The organism is Rudaea sp., assembly GCF_036560865.1.
Taxonomy (GTDB): Bacteria; Pseudomonadota; Gammaproteobacteria; order Xanthomonadales; family Rhodanobacteraceae; genus Rudaea.
Map to the genome: position 1 here is coordinate 1 of NZ_DATBQK010000088.1, position 19,228 is coordinate 19,228.

General features: G+C 62.0%; 20 protein-coding genes. 13 read left to right on the top strand and 7 right to left on the bottom strand.

Translation table 11 applies throughout. The features are described 5' to 3' along the window. The 12 genes from VIE67_RS09020 to VIE67_RS09075 form a co-directional block, all read left to right on the top strand. A partial coding sequence (locus VIE67_RS09020; RefSeq protein WP_332025389.1) for a (d)CMP kinase occupies window positions 1-208 on the top strand: 208 nt, incomplete at its 5' end. 216 nt (window positions 209-424) lie between these two features. After that, window positions 425-2,098, top strand: coding sequence for a 30S ribosomal protein S1 (gene rpsA / locus VIE67_RS09025; protein WP_332025391.1), 1,674 nt, complete (start codon window positions 425-427; stop codon window positions 2,096-2,098). A gap of 83 nt (window positions 2,099-2,181) precedes the next feature. Continuing rightward, complete coding sequence (locus VIE67_RS09030; RefSeq protein WP_332025393.1) at window positions 2,182-2,469, top strand: integration host factor subunit beta; 288 nt, start codon at window positions 2,182-2,184, stop codon at window positions 2,467-2,469. Window positions 2,470-2,755: 286 nt separating this feature from the next. After that, window positions 2,756-3,046: a lipopolysaccharide assembly protein LapA domain-containing protein gene (locus VIE67_RS09035; protein WP_332025395.1), complete on the top strand. Its 291-nt coding sequence runs from the start codon at window positions 2,756-2,758 to the stop codon at window positions 3,044-3,046. After that, window positions 3,043-4,230, top strand: coding sequence for a lipopolysaccharide assembly protein LapB (gene lapB / locus VIE67_RS09040; protein ID WP_414707332.1), 1,188 nt, complete (start codon window positions 3,043-3,045; stop codon window positions 4,228-4,230). The genes VIE67_RS09035 and lapB overlap by 4 nt, the downstream gene beginning before the upstream one ends. Continuing rightward, on the top strand, window positions 4,170-5,327 hold the full coding sequence (locus VIE67_RS09045; protein ID WP_332025399.1) for a glycosyltransferase family 4 protein: 1,158 nt from the start codon (window positions 4,170-4,172) through the stop codon (window positions 5,325-5,327). Before lapB ends, VIE67_RS09045 begins: the two co-directional genes overlap by 61 nt. 27 nt (window positions 5,328-5,354) lie before the next feature. After that, complete coding sequence (locus VIE67_RS09050; RefSeq protein WP_332025401.1) at window positions 5,355-7,241, top strand: polysaccharide biosynthesis protein; 1,887 nt, start codon at window positions 5,355-5,357, stop codon at window positions 7,239-7,241. A gap of 121 nt (window positions 7,242-7,362) precedes the next feature. Beyond that, a complete protein-coding gene (gene galU, locus VIE67_RS09055; protein WP_332025403.1) occupies window positions 7,363-8,271 on the top strand; it encodes a UTP--glucose-1-phosphate uridylyltransferase GalU in 909 nt (302 codons plus the stop codon). Between the two features lie 71 nt (window positions 8,272-8,342). Then, a complete protein-coding gene (locus VIE67_RS09060; RefSeq protein ID WP_332025405.1) occupies window positions 8,343-9,575 on the top strand; it encodes a trans-sulfuration enzyme family protein in 1,233 nt (410 codons plus the stop codon). 267 nt (window positions 9,576-9,842) lie between these two features. After that, on the top strand, window positions 9,843-10,196 hold the full coding sequence (locus tag VIE67_RS09065; RefSeq protein ID WP_332025407.1) for a hypothetical protein: 354 nt from the start codon (window positions 9,843-9,845) through the stop codon (window positions 10,194-10,196). 98 nt (window positions 10,197-10,294) lie between these two features. Beyond that, window positions 10,295-10,726 carry an organic hydroperoxide resistance protein gene (locus tag VIE67_RS09070; protein WP_332025409.1) on the top strand — a complete coding sequence of 144 codons (432 nt, stop codon included), beginning with the start codon at window positions 10,295-10,297 and terminating at the stop codon, window positions 10,724-10,726. A gap of 43 nt (window positions 10,727-10,769) precedes the next feature. Then, entirely contained in the window at window positions 10,770-11,960 is a 1,191-nt protein-coding gene (locus tag VIE67_RS09075; RefSeq protein ID WP_332025411.1) for an NAD(P)/FAD-dependent oxidoreductase, read from the top strand. 22 nt (window positions 11,961-11,982) lie between these two features. Here the strand turns inward: VIE67_RS09075 and lepB are convergent, their stop codons facing one another. The 7 genes from lepB to VIE67_RS09110 form a co-directional block, all read right to left on the bottom strand. Then, on the bottom strand, window positions 11,983-12,675 hold the full coding sequence (lepB, locus tag VIE67_RS09080; protein WP_332025413.1) for a signal peptidase I: 693 nt from the start codon (window positions 12,673-12,675) through the stop codon (window positions 11,983-11,985). Window positions 12,676-12,742: 67 nt separating this feature from the next. Beyond that, entirely contained in the window at window positions 12,743-13,111 is a 369-nt protein-coding gene (locus tag VIE67_RS09085) for a VOC family protein (RefSeq protein ID WP_332025414.1), read from the bottom strand. A gap of 114 nt (window positions 13,112-13,225) precedes the next feature. Then, complete coding sequence (locus tag VIE67_RS09090; RefSeq protein WP_332025416.1) at window positions 13,226-13,525, bottom strand: HigA family addiction module antitoxin; 300 nt, start codon at window positions 13,523-13,525, stop codon at window positions 13,226-13,228. 12 nt (window positions 13,526-13,537) lie between these two features. Beyond that, a complete protein-coding gene (locus tag VIE67_RS09095) occupies window positions 13,538-13,816 on the bottom strand; it encodes a type II toxin-antitoxin system RelE/ParE family toxin (RefSeq protein ID WP_332025418.1) in 279 nt (92 codons plus the stop codon). Between the two features lie 155 nt (window positions 13,817-13,971). Beyond that, window positions 13,972-15,168 carry an acetyl-CoA C-acyltransferase gene (locus VIE67_RS09100; protein WP_332025420.1) on the bottom strand — a complete coding sequence of 399 codons (1,197 nt, stop codon included), beginning with the start codon at window positions 15,166-15,168 and terminating at the stop codon, window positions 13,972-13,974. Between the two features lie 174 nt (window positions 15,169-15,342). Continuing rightward, a complete protein-coding gene (locus tag VIE67_RS09105) occupies window positions 15,343-17,718 on the bottom strand; it encodes a 3-hydroxyacyl-CoA dehydrogenase/enoyl-CoA hydratase family protein (RefSeq protein WP_332025422.1) in 2,376 nt (791 codons plus the stop codon). A gap of 68 nt (window positions 17,719-17,786) precedes the next feature. Beyond that, a complete protein-coding gene (locus VIE67_RS09110) occupies window positions 17,787-18,407 on the bottom strand; it encodes a TetR/AcrR family transcriptional regulator (RefSeq protein ID WP_414707333.1) in 621 nt (206 codons plus the stop codon). 380 nt (window positions 18,408-18,787) lie between these two features. Between VIE67_RS09110 and ndk the strand changes: the two genes are divergently transcribed. Then, a complete protein-coding gene (gene ndk, locus VIE67_RS09115) occupies window positions 18,788-19,213 on the top strand; it encodes a nucleoside-diphosphate kinase (protein WP_332025426.1) in 426 nt (141 codons plus the stop codon). Window positions 19,214-19,228: the final 15 nt, after the last annotated feature.

Genomic DNA, 19,228 nt, shown 5'->3' on the forward strand with positions numbered 1-19,228 from the left:
TTATAAGCAGTTGAAAGAAAAGGGCTTGGGCGTTACACTTGCCGCCCTTTTGCGCGAGATCGAGGCGCGCGACGTGCGCGACGCCGGACGTGCGGTGGCGCCGCTCAAGCCGGCGACGGATGCCGTATCGATCGATTCGACCGGGATGCCGATCGAGGTCGTCGTCGCCAAGGTATTGGATCTGGCACGCGAGCACGGGATGCGCTGAAGGAACTCGAGCTCGCTTTGCGCAATGTGCGGTTCGCTGCACTGGCGCAGGTTTTCTTGAAAAGTATTTGAGGGCGATCCTCGCGGATCGCGCTTCAACAGGTCCCGCCGCTCGCGCGGCGGGGAACAGCAACGGTGCTGCGGAATCTTCCCAGGCGCCATAACAGGTGGATCGCACTGCGTCGAAGCAGACGATCTTGGAATCAACTGGAACAATATGACTGAATCATTTGCCGAACTGTTTGAACAGAGCCAGACCCTGGCGAAATTGAAGCCCGGAACCATCGTCTCGGGCATCGTGGTGGAAATCCGCAACGACGTGGTCGTCGTCAACGCGGGGCTCAAGTCCGAAGGCATCGTGCCGATCGAGCAATTCTTCAACGAGCAGGGCGAACTGGAAGTTAAAGTCGGCGACGAGGTGAAGGTAGCCCTCGACGCCATCGAAGACGGCTTCGGCGAAACCCGCCTGTCGCGCGAAAAGGCCAAGCGTTCCATGGTATGGGACGAACTGGAAGAAGCGCAGAAGGCCAACGCCACCGTGACCGGCCGCGTATCGGGCAAGGTCAAGGGCGGCTTTACCGTGGACATCAAGGATGTGCGCGCGTTCCTGCCCGGATCACTTGTGGATGTGCGCCCGGTGCGCGATCCGGTGTTCATCGAAGGCAAGGATCTGGAATTCAAGATCATCAAGCTCGACCGCAAGCGCAACAACGTGGTGGTCTCGCGCCGCGCGGTGGTCGAGAGCGAGCACTCCGAGGAGCGCGAGCAGCTGCTCGATCGCCTGCAGGAAGGCGCAGTCATCAAGGGCGTGGTCAAGAACCTCACCGATTACGGCGCGTTCGTCGACCTCGGTGGTATCGACGGCCTGTTGCATATCACCGATATGGCGTGGAAGCGCGTGCGTCATCCGTCCGAAGTGGTCAACGTCGGCGATGAGCTCGAAGTGCGCGTGCTGCGCTTCGACCGCGAGCGCAACCGCGTCTCTCTGGGCCTGAAGCAGCTCGGCGAAGATCCCTGGGTCTCGATCGCGCGCCGCTACCCGACCGGTACGCGCCTGATCGGCAAGGTATCGAATGTGACCGACTACGGTTGCTTCGTCGAACTCGAACCCGGCGTCGAAGGTCTCGTGCACGTGTCGGAAATGGACTGGACCAACAAGAACGTCAACCCGGCGAAACTCGTCCAGGTCGGCGACGAAACCGAGGTCATGGTGCTCGACGTGGACGAAGAGCGTCGTCGTATCTCGCTCGGCATGAAGCAGACCCACGCCAATCCGTGGGAAGCGTTCGCGGCGATCCACAAGAAGAACGACAAGGTGTCCGGGCAGATCAAGTCGATCACCGATTTCGGCATCTTCATCGGTCTCGACGGCGGCATTGATGGTCTGGTGCATCTGTCCGACATCTCCTGGCAGGCGACCGGCGAAGATCTCGTGCGCCAGTTCAAGAAGGGCGACACGGTCGAAGCCGTGGTGCTTGCGGTCGATCCGGAGCGCGAGCGCATCTCGCTCGGCATCAAGCAGCTCGAGCAGGATCCGTTCGGCCAGTTCATGGCGGCGCATCCGCGTGGCAGCATCGTCAACGGCACCGTGAAGGAAGTCGACGCCAAGGGCGCGACGATCGATCTCGGCGAAGGCGTCGAGGGCTATCTGCGTGCGAACGACATCGCCAAGGAGCGCATCGAGGATGCTACCCAGCATCTCAAGGTCGGCGACAAGGTCGAGGCCAAGTACACCGGCATGGACCGCAAGGGCCGTCTGCTGCAATTGTCGATCCGCGCCAAGGACGACGAGGAATTGCAATCGGCGCTGGAGGAATACCAGTCCAATGCCGGCGGTACGACCAAGCTCGGTGCGTTGCTCAAGGAACAACTGAACAACAAGTCCGAGTAATCCAACTGCGTTTCGCTGCCCGGGCCGTTTCGGCCCGGGTCGCGACTCGTCGCGACTGGCCTTCTTTTACGGATTCACTACCCATGACCAAGTCGGAGTTGATCGAAGCCTTGGCCGGGCGTCAGAGCCATCTGGCGTTCAACGATGTGGAACTCGCCGTCAAGAACGCGCTCGAGCAGATGAGCCAGGCGCTGGCCCGCGGCGAGCGCATCGAAATTCGCGGCTTCGGCAGTTTTTCTCTGCATTTCCGCCCACCGCGCATGGGCCGCAACCCCAAGACCGGCACGCCTGTGGCGCTGCCCGGCAAATACGTGCCGCATTTCAAGCCCGGCAAGGAACTGCGTGAGCGCGTCAATGAGACTGTGCGCTAGTGTGTCGGTCCGCAAATAATCTTACGTGAAAGCTCAGTTCTATTCCCTTCTCCCGCTGGCGGGAGAAAGTGCCGAAGGCGGATGAGGGTGGCGCAGGCGAAGCACGCGCGCTCCATGTTGCGCCACCCTCACCCGGCCGCGCTACCGCGCCGACCTCTCCCTCCAGCCGGAGAGGTGAGCCGACAGGGCAAGTCACTACGCCTCGCCCTCTGCGCTCACCAATCTTTCGTCTGCGTCGTCTTGAGTATTCGGCGATAATCACAGACATCGGTTACCGGATTTCGGCATGCGCTTTGCAATGATCCTGCTGGTTTTCGTTTTCGCCGCGTTTGGCGCGCTGTTCGGCGCGCTCAACAGCGAAAACGTCGTCCTCGATTTCTATTACGCCGAAGTGCATTTGCCCAAGGGTGCGGCCTTGCTGGCCGCCTTGTTGCTGGGCTGGCTGCTCGGCGGCCTGCTGGTCTATATCGGCCTCGTTTTACGCCTGCGCCGGCGCGTGCAGGTGCAGACGCGCGAGCTGAAGCGTCTGCACGCCGCCGCCGATACCTCCAGCGCGACAGCACGCGGCGACGGCTGATGGCACTCTCGCAATGGCTGGTCACGATCGCGGCGATACTGCTGCCGATCGCCGCCGCGTCGGGCTGGTATCTGGGCCGGCGCGCCAGCGACCGCTCGCGTCGCGTGCGCGTGTCCGAGCTGTCGTCGAGCTATTTTCGCGGCCTGAATTATCTGCTCAACGAGCAGCCGGACAAGGCGATCGAAGTGTTCCTGCAACTCGCGGAGTTCAACCGCGACACGGTGGAAACGCATCTCGCGCTCGGCAACCTGTTCCGCCGCCGCGGCGAGGTCGATCGTGCGATCCGCGTGCACCAGCACCTGATCGCGCGGCCGAATCTCTCGGTCGAGGAAAAAACCGTCGCCATGCTCGAACTCGGCGAAGACTACATGCGCGCCGGTCTGCTTGACCGCGCCGAGACGCTGTTCAGCGATCTCGTCGCGATGCATGCGCAGGTGCCGTCCGCGCTGAAGCATCTGATCGGCATCTACCAGCACGAGAAGGACTGGAACGAGGCGATCGCGCACGCACGCCGCCTGGAGAAAATTAGCGACGAATCGCAGGGCGCGGTGATCGCGCAGTTCTATTGCGAACTCGCCGAGCAGTCGCGCAGCGCGAAGAATTTCACCGAGGCGCACTCGTATCTCGAGCAGGCGTTCGAGAGCCAGCCGGAAAGCGTGCGCGCGCATATCGTGCTTGGCCACCTGGAATTGCAGCAGGGCGACCTGAAAGCTGCGGCGATTGCATTCGAGCGCGTCGCCACGCTCGATGTCGACTACGTGCCGGAGATCCTGCCGCAGCTTCTCGATTGCTATGCGCGCATGGGCCAGATGCAGCGCGCGGAGAAATTCCTGCTCGACATCATGGACCGTTCGCGCGGTGTCGCGCCGGTGATTGCACTGGCGAAATTGTTCGCCAGCACGCGCGGCGAACCGATCGCGATCGAATTCCTCACGCGCCAGCTGCGCCAGCGGCCGTCCGTGCGCGGCCTGATGACCCTGATCGTGACCGACCTGCACAAGTCCAAGGGCGAGGCGCGCGAAAACCTGCTCGTGCTGCAGGACCTTGCGCGGCGCCTACTCGAAGGCCAGTCGGCGTATCGCTGCACGCGCTGCGGCTTCGGCGCCAAATCGCATCATTGGCAATGCCCGAGTTGCAAGACCTGGGGCTCGGTGCGGCCGATCCACGGCGTGCCGGGCGAGTAGGCGTGCAGCCGCTGGATTGGTGGTCGCACCCCTCCGATCCGCGCTGGTGGGGAAGCGTACTGGCCATATTTTTTCTGTCCGCATCGGTCACGTGGTCGAGCATTCGCTACGCGCATCGACATCACCTGATCGATCAGCCCGGTCGCCGGCGCTCGCATGAGCGGCCGACGCCGCGCGGCGGCGGCATTGGCATCGTGATTGCGGCGCTCGTGGCGATTTTTCTGTCGGCCTGGCTGTTACCTGACGCTGGGGTGTTTCATTTCCCGCTGACCTTTGGTGTGGCTCTCGCGCTGGTTGCGGCAGTGGGTTGGGTCGACGATCACCGCAGCCTGTCGGCGCGCAGTCGGTTGCTGGTACAGGTTGCAGCCGTGGTCATCCTGCTTTCTCCATTTGTGTCGTATTTCGCTTCGCCCGCGAGCGACTTGCTGATGCTGGAAATCGTGCTGCTCGCGGGCATCATCGCCGGCGGATTGCTTTGGTCGATCAATTTGCACAATTTCATGGATGGGATCGACGGCCTGCTTGCATGCCAGGCCATTTTCGTCTTTCTGTGCCTGGCGACGTTGTCGGCTGGCCGACCTCACGCTTGGCAACTGCTGCTGCTCGCCGCTGCAGTCGCAGGTTTCCTGCCGTTCAATTTTCCGCGCGCGCGGGTTTTCATGGGCGATGTCGGCAGCGGTGCGCTGGGTCTGCTGATCGGCGTGGTCGTGCTCGTATCGTGGCCCCCGCTTTTGCTGGCAGGTGCGATCGCCTGTTCGGGTTTCGTTACCGACGCGACCTGCACCTTGCTTTCGCGCATGCTGCGCGGGCGCCGCTGGTATAGTGCGCACCGCGAACACCTTTACCAGTGGCTGGCACGCAGCGGTTTTTCGCATGCGGGCGTCGTCGCGCTGTACATGGGCTGGAACTTGTTGATCGTAACGCCGGTCTTGATTCTTGCCGATCACGGCGACGGCATGATCGCTCCAGTGCACGCTGGAGGACTTGCCTGGGTTGTCGCCGTCTACGCGCTTGCGGTTGGGCTGTGGATATTCGGCAAACGCTGGTGCATCCAGAAAATGAAAAGTGCGGCAAAAGCAAAACTGCGGCAAAATTAAAAAATACAGAATGAAAATATTCCAGCCATGCGCCCGCGCAGCCTGATCGCCGCGATCCACCCGCGCCTCGCCGTCGTGCTGCACGATCTGGCGATGGTATGGCTCGCATGGATCGCGACCAACCTGATGCGTTACAGCTTCGCGCCAAACCTGCCGCCGCCTTTCTGGTTCTCGCCGGAAACCGGCATCGTCGTTCTTGTCCAGGGGCTCGTACTGTGGTGGACCGGTCTGTACAAGGGCTTGTGGCGCTTCGCGAGTCTGCCGGATCTGTGGAACATCCTGCGCGCTGGCGTGCTCGGTGCGCTTGGCATCGCCGTCGCGCTGTTTCTCTACAACCGCCTCGACACGGTTCCGCGCGGCGTGCTTGTCGTCTATCCCGCGCTGCTCGTGGTGTTTCTCGGCGTGCCGCGGCTGGTTTACCGCTATTGGAAGGACAGTCGTTTCGACCTCGCGCGAGGTATACCGGCCAAACGCGTACTCGTGCTCGGCGCGGGCCGTGCGGGGGAAACCCTGATCCGCGAGCTTGCCCATGAGAATCGCTATCGTCCGGTGGGCATGCTGGACGACAACACCGCATTGCGCGGGGCGAAAGTACATGGCGTGCCCGTACTCGGCACGCTCGAACAATTGCCCGACCGCGCGCGCGAAGTCGCCGCGGAAATGCTGCTGATCGCGATGCCCTCGGCGAGCAACGCGCAAATGCAGCGCGTGGTCGAGTTGTGCGAGGCGACGAATATCGCGTTCCGCACCGTGCCGCGGTTGCAGGATGTCGTCGCCGGCCGTATGGGCTTCAATCAATTGAAAGAGGTCGCGATCGAGGATCTGCTCGGCCGCGATCCGGTGCAGCTCGACTGGACGGCGATCCGCACCGGGCTTTCCGGCGCACGCGTGCTGGTCACCGGCGGCGGCGGCTCGATCGGCGCGGAACTTTGCCGTCAGGTTGCGCGGCTCGGGGTCGAGTCGCTGTCCGTGCTCGAATTGTCCGAGTATAATTTGTATAAAATTGAACAGGAGCTGACGCAGGAGTTCCCCGACCTCCTGTTCAACGCCGTGCTTGGTGACTGCGGCGACGCCGCCGTGTGCGAGCGCGTGTTCGGCCAGGCGCGCCCGCAAATCGTGTTTCATGCCGCCGCGTTCAAGCATGTACCGCTGTTGCAGACTCAGGTGCGCGAGGCGTTCCGCAACAATGTGCTCGGCACGCAGACCGCGGCACAGGCCGCCGATCGCTTCGGCGTCGGCAGCTTCGTGCTGATCTCGACCGACAAGGCGGTCAATCCGACCAGCGTGATGGGCGCGTGCAAGCGCGCTGCGGAAATTTTCTGCCAGAACTTCGCGGCGAAATCCTCGACGCGTTTCATCACGGTGCGTTTCGGCAACGTTCTCGATTCCGCCGGCAGCGTGGTGCCGCTGTTCCGCGAGCAGATCCGCAACGGCGGGCCGGTGACGGTGACGCATCCGCAGATCTCGCGCTACTTCATGACCATTCCCGAAGCCTGCCAATTGATTCTGCAGGCCAGCGTGCTCGGGCAGGGTGGCGAGATTTTCGCGCTCGACATGGGCGAGCCGGTCAGGATCGCCTACCTTGCCGAGCAGATGATCCGCCTCGCCAACAAAGTGCCGGGGCGCGATGTGCACATTGTATACACGGGCCTGCGTCCTGGAGAAAAACTGTTCGAGGAACTGTTCCATTCGCAGGAAAGCTATCGCAGCACGAGTCACGCGAAGATTTTCCTCGCCCAGCCGCGCGGCATGTCGTGGGAGCTGCTCAATGCGCAATTGACCAAGGCTGCGCAGGCGGTGCGCGAATACGACGAGGAAACCCTGCGTCGCTGCCTCACCAGTCTGCTGCCCGAATTCGCCGCGCGCGATGACGGTGACGCCGAAGTCGTGCCGATCGCGCGCAATCAGGCATAACATCAGAGCCTTCGCCGCAAAGGGCGCGAAGAACGCAAAATAAAGATTTTCTTTGCGTCTTTTGCGTGCTTTGCGGCGATAATCTCGCAGCTGGTGGTCATCCGATACTCAAGGAATAACAATGACGAAACCGCTGCGCAAGGTCGTGTTCCCCGTGGCCGGACTCGGCACGCGTTTTCTGCCGGCGACCAAGGTCGTGGCCAAGGAAATGCTGCCGGTGCTGGACAAGCCGCTGATCCAGTACGCGGTCGACGAAGCCGTCGATGCGGGCGCCGACACGCTGATTTTCGTCACCAATCGCTACAAGCACGCGATCGCGGATTACTTCGACAAAGCCTACGAACTCGAAAGCAAGCTGTCGAAGTCGGGCAAGGAGGATCTGCTTGCGCTCGTCCGCGGCACGTTGCCGAAAAATGTACGCTGCGTTTTCGTCACTCAACCCGAGGCGCTTGGTCTGGGCCACGCGGTGCTATGCGCCAAACCCGTGGTCGGCGACGAGCCGTTCGGCGTCATCCTCGCCGACGACCTGATCTGGAACAAGGGAGCCGGTGCGCTGCGCCAGATGGCCAAGTTGGCGGACAAGGAAAATGCCGGCGTCATCGCCGTGGAGGAAGTGCCGCACGACCAGACCGACAAGTACGGCATCGTCGACGCGAGCCCGATTTCGGATCGCGCGGCGAAGATCAAGCTCGTCGTCGAGAAGCCCAAACCGGCGGTCGCCCCGTCCAATCTCGCCATCGTCGGCCGCTATGTGCTGCCGGGGCGGATTTTTTCGCTGCTGGAAAATACCAAACCCGGCGCCGGCGGCGAGATTCAATTGACCGACGCGATCGAAGCCCTGCTGCACGAACATCCGGTGCTCGCCTACCGTTTCGAAGGTACACGCTTCGACTGCGGCAACAAGCTCGGCCTGGTCAAGGCGACCCTGCACATGGCGATGCAGGATCCAAAGCTGGCGCAGGCGACGCGGGAGTTTATTCGGGAATCGGGATTTGGGCGGGACTCGGGACTCGGGACTCGGGACTCGTAAGAGCAGGCAAACCGTCTGGTGGAATGGGCGGTCCAATTGCACGCTTTACGGTATATGCGCAGGATTAACTGATGAACGATAGAGCCGAAGGCGGCCGTGATGCCCGAGTCCCGAGTCCCGAACCTCGAGTCCCGCGGGACCTCAGCTACATCCTCAATCATCTCGGCGAAGATCGCGAAAGCTATCGCGGCGCGGTGTCGCCGCCGATTTTCCAGAGTTCGATCTTCGCCTTCCCCGATGTCGCCGCGATGCGCGAGAGTTTTCGCGACGAGTTCAGGCGCACGACCTACACGCGCGGCAACAACCCCACCGTAGAAATCCTGCGCAAGAAAGTCGCCGCGCTCGAAGGTGCCGAGGATTGCCTGATGTTCGGCAGCGGCGCCGCTGCGATCGCCGCCGCGGCGATGGCGAGCGTCGGCGCGGGCGATCATGTCATCTGCGTTGCGCGGCCGTATTCGTGGACACGCGCGGTACTGCGCGACCTGCTCGGCCGCTTCGGCGTGACCACCAGCTTCATCGATGGCACCGAAGTCGGCAACTTCGCGCAGGCGATCAAGGCGCAGACCAAACTCATCGTGCTCGAAAGTCCGAATTCGATGACCTACGAATTGCAGGATCTTGCCGCGGTCGCGCAGCTTGCCAAGGCGCACGGCATCCGCACGCTCTGCGACAACAGCTATGCCACGCCGCTGAACCAGTCGCCGCTCGGGCTCGGCATCGACATGGTGGCGCATTCGGCGACGAAGTACTTGAACGGCCACAGCGATGTCGTGGCCGGCGCACTGTGCGCGAGCGAGGCGATCATCCGCCAGGTTTTCAAAGGCCCGTACATGACCTGTGGCGCGATTCTTTCGCCGCACGATGCCTGGCTGATGATCCGCGGCCTGCGCACCCTGCAGATCCGCATGCAGCGCATCGCGCAGACCACGCGCGAGGTGATCGCGTTTCTGCACGATCAGGGAAAAGTAGAAAAGATATACTTTCCGCACGATGCCTCGCATCCGCAGTTCGGTCTGGCACAGGCGCAGATGCAGGGCGCGAGTGGTCTGTTGACGATCGCGCTGCGCGTGGATGATGTGGCCGGCGTCGAGCGCTTCTGCAACGCGCTCAAGCGCTTCCTGATGACAGTGTCGTGGGGTGGCTACGAATCGCTGATGTTTCCTGTCTGCGTCGTTTATCCGTCGAATGCGCCGCTGCATCCGCCGGCCGGTGGTGCATCGCTCAATCTCGTGCGCCTGTCGATCGGCCTGGAAGAACCCGATGTCCTGATCGCCGACCTGCAACAGGCATTGGCAACGATTTGAGCCGTGCTCGCTTGCGTGTGGTTTCGCGTCGGTGCCCGCGCAAGACTCGGCGAACAGCTGTTCTGGCAAGCCGCCGCTGCAGGCGAGTTATACTTTGCGCGTGGTCGGTGACCACGGCTCCTGCGGCAAGAGGCCGCTGCGTCTTGCCTCGTCGTACAGCCAGCGGAGATACTGCCGATGCGTTGGATTTGCCTGTTCGCCCTGTCGCTGCTGAGTGCGTGTGCGACGATGCAGAAACCGGTTGCGGAAAACTCTGCGCGAGTCGCGATGCAGACGCTGCCCGTATACACGGGCTGGGCCGCAATCAGCGGCGGTGGGCCGCAGGCGCGAGCAAACAATACCGACTGGCATATGCAGAACGATCTGCATTTGCAACTCGGCAACCGTGTTCCGCTGCATTGGCGGGATGGTGCGAACAGCGGCTATTCCCTGGAGCTGACGCGCCGAAACTACCCTGAGCGCGGCTTGATCGTGCTGCAATTGGACGTGATTGAAGACGCAACTGGCAAATCACTCGCCTACGCATGGGCGGATTCCAACGCCGGTGCAATTGGTCTCAATCTTGGCTGGCTGCAGGTGGGCCTGCAGGCGGAGACCCCGGTTCCGGGACCAAAAAAATAGCAAGCCCAATTCGCAGCAAGCAAACACAATCCGAACACTCGCAGTTTTCGTTTGCTCTATCCTCGGCAGTCGGGGCAATCGTTCACCAGGAGCAGCACATGACCACCAAACTCGAAAAAGTTGCTTACACCGCGCATGCCACAGCCACCGGCGGCCGCGATGGCCGCGCCAGGAGTTCCGACGGGCGCATCGATGTCGTGCTCAAGCCGCCGAAGGAAATGGGCGGCACGGGCGAGGGCGTCAATCCCGAGCAACTGTTCGCGGTGGGTTACGCGGCCTGTTTTATCGGTGCGGTGAAATACGCCGGCACGCTTGCCAAGGTGGCCGTACCCGCGGATACGTCGATCGAAAGCGCGGTCAGCATCGGGCCGATCCCGAACGGCTTCGGCATTGCGGTCGAACTCAAGGTTTCGATACCCGGCGTGGATCGTGCCGTGGCGCAGTCGCTGGTCGACAAGGCGCACAGCGAGATTTGCCCGTACTCGAACGCCACGCGCGGCAACGTCGAGGTCAACGTCGTACTGGTTTGATCGCGGTCGCGGCCGCACGCGCTGCGCTTTCGGGAGTTGGATCGTGGAACATCTTTACGACTATCTGATCATCGGTGCCGGCATGACCGGCGACGCGGCGGCCAAAGCAATCCGCGCAGGCGATCCGGCGGCGCGCATTGGCATGGTCGGTGACGAGGCGCAGGCCCCGTACGAACGCCCGCCGTTGTCCAAGGCGCTGTGGAAGGGCGACAAGACGCCGGAGGCGATCGATCTGGGCACGGCAAGGAGCGGCGCGGAATTGCATCTGGGCCGGCATGCCGAATCAATCGATCGCGACGACCGCAGCGTGCGTGACGACCACGGTGACATTTACCGCTATCGTCGCCTGCTTCTCGCCACGGGCGCCACGCCGCGGCGCTTGCCCTTCGCCGGCGAGCGCGTGATCCATTTCCGCACGCTCGACGATTACCTTGCGCTGCGCCGTTACGCGGTCGCCGGCGCGCATATCGCGGTGGTCGGCGGCGGCTTTATCGGCAGCGAACTCGCCGCGTCGCTGGCGAGCAACGGCTGCAAGGTCACGATGCTGTTTCCTGGCGAGGCGATCGGTGCCGGGCGTTATCCGCGTGCACTCGCGAATTTCATCAGCGACTACTTCCGCGAACGTGGCGTCGAGTTGCGGTCCGGTGCGAAAGTCGTCGGTGGCAAGGCGGACGATTCCAGCGTCGAGCTGACGCTGTCGGACAACACGACGCTACGTGTCGATGCGGTCGTTGCCGGCCTTGGTGTCACGCCAAACACTGCTCTCGCCGAGCAAGCCGGACTGAAAACGGACAACGGCATCGTCGTCGACGAGCGCTTGCGCAGCAGCGATTTCGATATCTGGGCGGCCGGCGATGTCGCCAATTTCCACAATGTCGCCCTGGATCAGCGCATGCGCGTGGAACACGAGAACGCGGCGATCAGCATGGGCCATCATGCCGGTCGCGTCATGACCGGCGCCGACGAGGCGTATACCACGCTGCCATTCTTCTACTCCGATCTGTTCGATCTCGGCTACGAAGCCGTCGGCCTGCTCGACGATCGCCTCGACGTGGTCGAGCAGTGGACGCAGCCGTTTCGCGAAGGCGTTGTCTATTACCTCGACGATGGCCGCGTGCGCGGCGTGCTGCTGTGGAACGTGTGGGGTCAGGTCGATGCCGCGCGCGAGCTGATCGCCGAACGCGGGCCGTTCGATATCGAGAATGTGCGCGGGCGATTGCCGAAGCTGGTTTAGTCCCGGGCAGATCCCGCTTCCGTCAATAAAGCGGATCGAAAAAACGATCGCTGCGCGGCAGATACCAGCGATCGGCATCGAGCGAGTAGGCAACGCTCCATGCGCGGCCGACGATGCTGTCGCGCGGCACGGAGCCGAAGTAGCGTGAGTCCCCGCTATTGTCGCGGCTGTCGCCGAGCATGAAGTATTTTCCCGACGGCACGGTCAGCGGACCGAACGAGCGCATCGCATAACGATCCGGCAGCACCATGATCGGATGCGATTTGCCGACGAGATTTTCGCTGAGATAATAGCGCTGCTGGCTGCGCGTCAGGCTGGGCAACTCAGCATCCGCGCGCTCGCTTGTTGGCACGTACTTCATCTCGGCGCCGTTGACGAGCAGATGTTCGTCGATCATTTGGATGGTGTCGCCCGGCACGCCGATCACGCGCTTGACCAGGGTCATGTCGTCCTTGGGCGATGGAAAGATCACGATATCGCCGCGCTGCGGATCGCTGCCTTGGGTCAAACGATGTGTCGTGAAGGGCACGCGCAGCCCGTACGCCGATTTGTCGACGAGGATGCGATCGCCTTCGACGATGGTCGGGTTCATCGAACCACTCGGTACGTACATCCAGTCCGCCACGGCCGAGCGGAACACCGCCATCAAGGCGAAGAACAGCAGCAGGGATTTGTATTCGGCCAGGAGACGAGCGAGACGCGAGTGCAGGGTCATTGGCAGTAGTCCGGTTCGTGCAGACGAGACACAGACTGCCGCAGGCGGCGGTTGGTTCCGGTGGCGCTCAGCCCATGCAGAACGCGCTCAATTTGTTGCCGTCCAGATCACGGAAATAGCCGGCGTAGAAGCCTTCGCCGCGCGGCCCTGCGGGGCCTTCGTCGGTACCGCCCAGTTCCAGCGCTTTCTTGTAGAACGCGTCGACCCTTTCCTTGCTGTCCATGGCCAGCGCGACCATCACGCCATTGCCGACCGTTGCCGGCTTGCCGTCGTGCGGCAGGGTGACGCTGAGCGAAGGCTGGCCAGGCGAAACGCTCCAAGCGACAAACTTGTCGTTGCCCATCCAGCGTTTTGCGCCGATCGTGCCAAGCAGTGCGTCGTAGAATGCCGAGGAGCGTGGTAAATCCTTGGTACCGAGGGTGACGTAGCCGATCATGGAACTCTCCTGTGTGATTGAGGTTTTGTAGGTTGGGTTAGCCGAGTAGCGGCGTAACCCAACGAGACCGCGAATGACGGGTTACGCGCCTGCGGCGCTAACCCATCCTACTCATCATGCGGCGCGTGGCTCCACCCGGCGTAGGATTTCCTTGCGCGTCGGCAGAGTCTTGAGATCGCAAGTCGCCTGCAAGTTCAGCCACGACACGGCATCGCCGCCGAAGTAGCGTGCAAGACGCTCCGCCGTGTCGGCGCTGATCCCGCGCCGCTCGTTGACGATTTCATGGATGCGAGTAGCCGGCACGCTCAACGCGACAGCCAAGGCATTGGCGCTCATATCCAGCGGAGCCAGGAAATCCTCGCGCAGGATTTCGCCAGGGTGCACAGGGCGCATGCGGTTGACGGGAAGGTTCATGTCACGACTCTCTCAATGGTAATTCACGATTTCGACGTTTGTCGGCCCGGCTGTTGTCCATACAAAGCACAAGCGCCATTGCCGGTTGATGCGGATATTGTGCTGGCCAACGCGATCGTGCTTCAACGCTTCGAGCTGGTTGCCCGGCGGTGAGCGCAGAAACTCCAGCGTATTTGCCGCATCGAGTTCCGTCAGCTTGCGCATTGCAGCTTCCTTGATCGCACGGAATCGTCGTGGATCGCCACCCTCGAACAGCGCTTGCGTGTCCTTGCAGCGGAAGCCGAGTATCATTTGACGATAAAATTACGTTTGGCGTAATACGTCAAACGAAACATCCTACAAAATGTAGGCTGGGCTGAGAGCAGCGATGCCCAGCATGACAGCGTCTCGAATTGCTGGGTTTCACTGCGTTCAACCCAGCCTACGCACTAATCCATCTGAAAAATTCAGAGTGCCTCAAACACCCCCGCCGCGCCCATCCCGGTGCCGATGCACATCGTCACCATGCCGTATTTTTGTTTGCGCCGGCGCAGGCCGTTGACCAAGGTCGCGATGCGCACGGCGCCGGTCGCGCCAAGCGGGTGGCCGAGGGCGATTGCGCCGCCGAGCGGGTTGACCTTGTCGGGGTTGAGGCCGAGATCCCTGATCACCGCAAGCGCTTGCGCTGCGAACGCTTCGTTGAGTTCGATCCAGTCCAGATCGTCCTGCTTGATGCCAGTCTGCTTGAGTGCTTTCGGAATCGCGGCCTTGGGGCCGATGCCCATGATTTCGGGCGGCACGCCAGCGACGGCGAAGCCGACAAAGCGGGCCAGCGGTGTGAGGTTGTAATCCTTGATCGCCTGTTCGCTGGCGAGCAGCACGGCGCCGGCGCCGTCGGACATCTGCGAGGAATTGCCGGCGGTGACGCTGCCGCCCGCGCGGAACACGGTTTTCAATTTCGCCAGCGCGTCGAGCGTGGTGCCGGCGCGCGGACCTTCGTCGTTCTTGACGATGCGCATGTCGTCCACAGTCCCACGCGTGGCCAGATTCGGATAGTGATCGGCCAGTGTGTATGGCGCGATCTCGTCGGCGAATTCACCTGCGGCGATCGCAGCCAGCGCCTTGGCGTGGCTGGCGACAGCGAATGCATCCTGCTGCTCGCGCGTGACCTGCCATTGCTCGGCGACCTTCTCGGCGGTGATGCCCATGCCGTAGGCGATGCCGATATGTTCGTTGTCGTAGATGGCCGGATTGAACACCGGGTGATAACCCATCATCGGCACCATGCTCATGCTCTCGGTGCCGCCGCCGATCATGAGATCGGCCTCGCCGAGACGAATGCGGTCGGCAGCCATTGCCACGGCCTGCAGGCCCGACGAACAGAAGCGGTTGACGGTCACAGCGGCGACGACGTTGGGCAGACCTGCCAGCAACACGGCGATGCGCGCCACGTTCATGCCTTGCTCGGCCTCGGGCATCGCGCAGCCGATCACAGCGTCGTCTATGCGCGCTTTGTCGATTTGTGGAAATTTGGACAATGCGGCATCGATGGCGAAAGCCAGCATATCGTCCGGGCGCGTGTTGCGGAACACCCCACGCGGGGCCTTGCCGACTGGAGTGCGCACGGCGGCGACGATGTAGGCGTCCTGGATTTGTTTGGTCATGGTGTGTGTCCGGTAGTGTGCTTATTTGGGAGACGGTGCGGATAGACGATGAGACGGGAGACGGGAGACGGGAGACGGGAGACGGGAAAAACGAGGTTACTACTGCTTGCGCGCTCTTCCGTCTGTTTGTCTGTTCGTCTGTTCGTCTCTCCGTCTCTCCGTCTACCCGTTTCGTCAATTCCGAAGCGGTTTGCCCGTCTTCAACGTAAACGCAATGCGCTCCTGCGTCTTCGGCATTTGCGCGAGCGCAACGAAGTGTTTGCGTTCAAGGTCGAGCAGCCATGGTTCGTCGACGGTCGAGCCGCGTTCGATCTGGCCGCCGCAAAGTGTGTCGGCGATGCGGCTGGCGATTTCCATGTCGTGCGGCGAGATAAAGCGGCCTTCGAGCATGTTGACGAGGCTGGCTTTCAGCGTCGCCGTGCCGACATCGCCGGCGACGATGATCTGGCGGTTTGGCAGTGGCGGCCGGTAACCGGACTCGGCCAGCGCGTTCGCTTCGTTCTTGGCGACGTAGAGCAATTCGTCGGCGTGGAATACGACCACGTCGTTGGGACGCAGCAGGCCCAGCTCCTTGGCTTCGAGCGCGCTCGCGGAGACTTTCGCCATCGCCACGGTTTCAAAACAGCTCTTCAACTGGGTGAACACATCGCCGCCGACAGCATTCTGTGCCGCTCGGATCGCGATTTCCTTCAGTCCGCCGCCCGCTGGCAGCAGGCCGACGCCTGCTTCGACCAAGCCGATATAGCTTTCCAGCGCCGCGACCGTGCGCGCGCAGTGCATCTGCATTTCACAGCCGCCGCCAAGCGCCAGGCCGCGCACTGCGGCGACCACCGGCACCAGCGAGAACTTGACGCGCATGCTGGTCTGCTGGAAACGATTGACGAAGGCTTCGAACTCGTCGATCTTGCCGGCCTGCAGCACGGCCATCGCGCCGGCCAGATCGGCGCCCGCGCTGAACGGCTCGGAATCCTGCCAGATAACCATGCCCTTGAAACCGCGTTCGGCCTCGTCGATCGCGCGATGCACCGCATCGATAATGCCGGAGCCGATCGTGTGCATCTTGGTCTTGAACGACAGCACTGCGATGCCATCGCCGCCGTGCCAGAGGCGTGCGTCGTCGGTTTCGAACACGGTCGTACCCTTGTCGACCTTGCTACCGAGCACGGTTTGCGGGAACACCTGACGCTGGTAAACCGGCTGCGTCGAGCGCGGCAGATATTTGTTCTCGCTAGGCGAATACGAACCGTCCGCGTTGTGTACACCGGTACGTGCAAGATCGACGGCCCACGCGGGCAATGGCGCGGTGCTCATGGTCTTGCCGGCGGCGATATCCTCGTTGATCCACTGCGCCACCTGCGCCCAACCAGCGGCCTGCCAGGTCTCGAACGGACCGAGTTGCCAGCCGTAGCCCCAGCGCATGGCGAAATCGACGTCGCGCGCACTCGTGGCGATGTCGGCGAGGTGAAACGCGGCATAGTGGAAAAGGTCGCGATGTATACTCCAGAGGAACTGCGCCTGCGGATCGGCGCTCGCGCGCAGCTTGGCGAATTTCTCGGCCGGCGATTTGAGTTTCAGGATCGCGCCGACCTCGTCGCTTACCTTGCCAGTGGGCAGTACGTAGTCGGCCTTGGCCGGATCGAGCACCAAGATGTCCTTGCCGACCTTGCGGAAGAAACCCGCGCCGGTTTTCTGGCCGAGCGCACCCTTGGCAATCAGCGCCTGGATCACGTCCGGGGCTTTGAAGTAGCTGTGCCACGGGTCGTCGGCCAGCGTATCGTCCATGGTCTTGATCACGTGGCCCATCGTGTCGAGGCCGACCACGTCGGCAGTACGGTAGGTGGCGCTCTTCGGATGGCCGATGGCCGGACCGGTCAGCGCATCGACGACATCGAAACCGAGCTTGAACTGATCGGTATGGTGCATCGTCGCCAGCATCGAGAACACGCCGACGCGATTGCCGATAAAGTTCGGTGTATCGCGAGCGATGACCACACCCTTGCCGAGCGTGGTCGTGAGGAAGGCTTCCAAGCCGGCGAGCACGTCGGGCGAGGTCTTAGCGCACGGGATCAGTTCGACCAGATGCATGTAGCGCGGCGGGTTGAAGAAGTGCACACCGCAGAACCGCTCATGCAAATCCACTGAAAGAACATCTGCTAACACATTGATACTCAAACCAGAAGTGTTGCTCGCCAACACCGCATTCTGGTTCACGAACGGGGCGACTTTGGCATAGAGATCGCGTTTCCAGTCGAGCCGCTCGGCGATCGCCTCGATGATCAGGTCGCAGCCCTTGAGCAGATCCAGATTCTGATCGTAGTTCGCGGGCACGATTGCACCGGCGCGCGACTTGTCCGCGAACGGCGCGGGCGAGAGTTTTTTCAGGTTGTCGATCGCCTTGAGCACGATGCCGTTTGGATCGCCATCTTTCGCGGCAAGATCGAACAACACGGTGTCGACATCGGCATTGACCAGATGCGCCGCGATCTGCGCGCCCATGACACCGGCGCCGAGCACGGCGGCTTTGCGGATACGGAGGGGAGAACTGCTCATACAAGACCTCGTGGTAAACAATTTTGAAAGGGCCGCCTTGATCCGGCGACCGTGAAGGATTGCAAGAACTACTCCGCGCGCAAACCGGCGGCGGCGAATTTGATCAGGTGGTCGACGGCGATGTCGCGATGCTGCTCGGGCGTGACTCCGCGGCGTTTGATCACACCGAAGTCGGCCATCGCATAGGTGAGCGCGCCGCTGACGATATCCAGGCGCCAGTAGAGTTCCTGCTTGTCCAGATGCGGCAGCAGTTCGCCGAATGCGGATGCGAATTGTCTGAGCACGTGGCCGTAGTGATCGTGCAGGAACTGGCGCAGGCGCTCGTTGTGTTCGGCATACGCCCTCGCGAGCACGCGCACGAAAGCCGCACCGCCATGATCGTCGCCGCTCAGCGCCAGCGCCGGACGCACGAACGCGGCGAGAACCGATTCAAGGGTGAGGCTGGAGCGCGTGCGCGCGGCACTGAGTGCCTGCAAGCGTTGTGCGTTCAATTCGTCGAGACGGCGACGGAACACCTCGTTGATGAGGTTTTCCTTCGAGCCGAAGTGATAGTTCACCGCAGCCAGGTTCACATGCGCGGCCGACGTCACCTGGCGCAGCGATGCGCCGGCGAAACCGTGCCGCGCGAACAGCACTTCGGCCGCGCCGAGAATGCGCTGCTTGGTGGAAAACAATTCCGGGCTCAAGATGCCGACCCCCGATTCGTGCTCTTGCGCGTGCAGGCCACCTGTCGGCATGGAGCCGATTCGTGGCGGTGAGCGAGTGTCAAACGATTGTTTGAATCTTAGTCTCTTTGCTGCGCGCCGGTCAATCGTAGCGCATCGAATCGGCGCAATGCGGCGAGAGTTCGTCGTTTGACCGGAACACCGGCCGACTTGGGGCTGCCGGTGAGGCTGCGGGTGCGCGCAATAATCGCCACAAAGCACTTAAATTATCCGCTGGAATCCTTTAGAATCATGACGGTTTTGTCCGCCGACTTGCGGACAGCCGTATTCGGCAATTCCCGGCATGGAGCCGGGGCGCCGTTTACCCCCGACCGCCCTGACAACAATATCCGGAGTAATCAGCAATGGCGCTGGAGCGCACCCTTTCCATTATCAAACCCGATGCGGTCGCCAAGAACGTCATCGGCGAAATTTATTCCCGTTTCGAGAAGGCCGGCCTCAAGGTCGTCGCCGCAAAACTGAAACAGTTGTCGCGCGCGGAAGCCGAAGGTTTTTACGCGGTGCACAGGGAACGTCCGTTCTTCAAACCGCTGGTCGATTTCATGATCTCCGGCCCGGTGATGATCCAGGCTCTCGAAGGCGAGGGCGCGATCCTCAAGAATCGCGATCTGATGGGCGCCACCGATCCGAAGAAAGCCGCGCCCGGAACGATCCGCGGCGACTTTGCACAATCGATCGACGCCAATGCCGTGCATGGATCGGATGCGGTGGAAACTGCACAAGTGGAAATTGCGTACTTTTTTGCCGGTAGCGAAATTCATTCGCGTTGAGCGAGTGGACGCGAG

Excerpts from the sequence above, each read along its gene's own strand:
- galU (WP_332025403.1), top strand. The coding sequence starts at position 7,363 with ATGACGAAACCGCTGCGCAAGGTCGTGTTCCCCGTGGCCGGACTCGGC.
- VIE67_RS09050 (WP_332025401.1), top strand. The coding sequence starts at position 5,355 with ATGCGCCCGCGCAGCCTGATCGCCGCGATCCACCCGCGCCTCGCCGTC.
- ndk (WP_332025426.1), top strand. The coding sequence starts at position 18,788 with ATGGCGCTGGAGCGCACCCTTTCCATTATCAAACCCGATGCGGTCGCC.
- VIE67_RS09030 (WP_332025393.1), top strand. The coding sequence starts at position 2,182 with ATGACCAAGTCGGAGTTGATCGAAGCCTTGGCCGGGCGTCAGAGCCAT.
- VIE67_RS09105 (WP_332025422.1), bottom strand. The coding sequence starts at position 17,718 with ATGAGCAGTTCTCCCCTCCGTATCCGCAAAGCCGCCGTGCTCGGCGCC.
- VIE67_RS09045 (WP_332025399.1), top strand. The coding sequence starts at position 4,170 with ATGCCCGAGTTGCAAGACCTGGGGCTCGGTGCGGCCGATCCACGGCGT.
- lepB (WP_332025413.1), bottom strand. The coding sequence starts at position 12,675 with ATGACCCTGCACTCGCGTCTCGCTCGTCTCCTGGCCGAATACAAATCC.
- VIE67_RS09100 (WP_332025420.1), bottom strand. The coding sequence starts at position 15,168 with ATGACCAAACAAATCCAGGACGCCTACATCGTCGCCGCCGTGCGCACT.
- VIE67_RS09035 (WP_332025395.1), top strand. The coding sequence starts at position 2,756 with ATGCGCTTTGCAATGATCCTGCTGGTTTTCGTTTTCGCCGCGTTTGGC.
- VIE67_RS09085 (WP_332025414.1), bottom strand. The coding sequence starts at position 13,111 with ATGATCGGCTACGTCACCCTCGGTACCAAGGATTTACCACGCTCCTCG.
- VIE67_RS09070 (WP_332025409.1), top strand. The coding sequence starts at position 10,295 with ATGACCACCAAACTCGAAAAAGTTGCTTACACCGCGCATGCCACAGCC.
- rpsA (WP_332025391.1), top strand. The coding sequence starts at position 425 with ATGACTGAATCATTTGCCGAACTGTTTGAACAGAGCCAGACCCTGGCG.
- VIE67_RS09095 (WP_332025418.1), bottom strand. The coding sequence starts at position 13,816 with ATGATACTCGGCTTCCGCTGCAAGGACACGCAAGCGCTGTTCGAGGGT.
- VIE67_RS09065 (WP_332025407.1), top strand. The coding sequence starts at position 9,843 with ATGCAGACGCTGCCCGTATACACGGGCTGGGCCGCAATCAGCGGCGGT.
- VIE67_RS09060 (WP_332025405.1), top strand. The coding sequence starts at position 8,343 with ATGAACGATAGAGCCGAAGGCGGCCGTGATGCCCGAGTCCCGAGTCCC.
- VIE67_RS09090 (WP_332025416.1), bottom strand. The coding sequence starts at position 13,525 with ATGAACCTTCCCGTCAACCGCATGCGCCCTGTGCACCCTGGCGAAATC.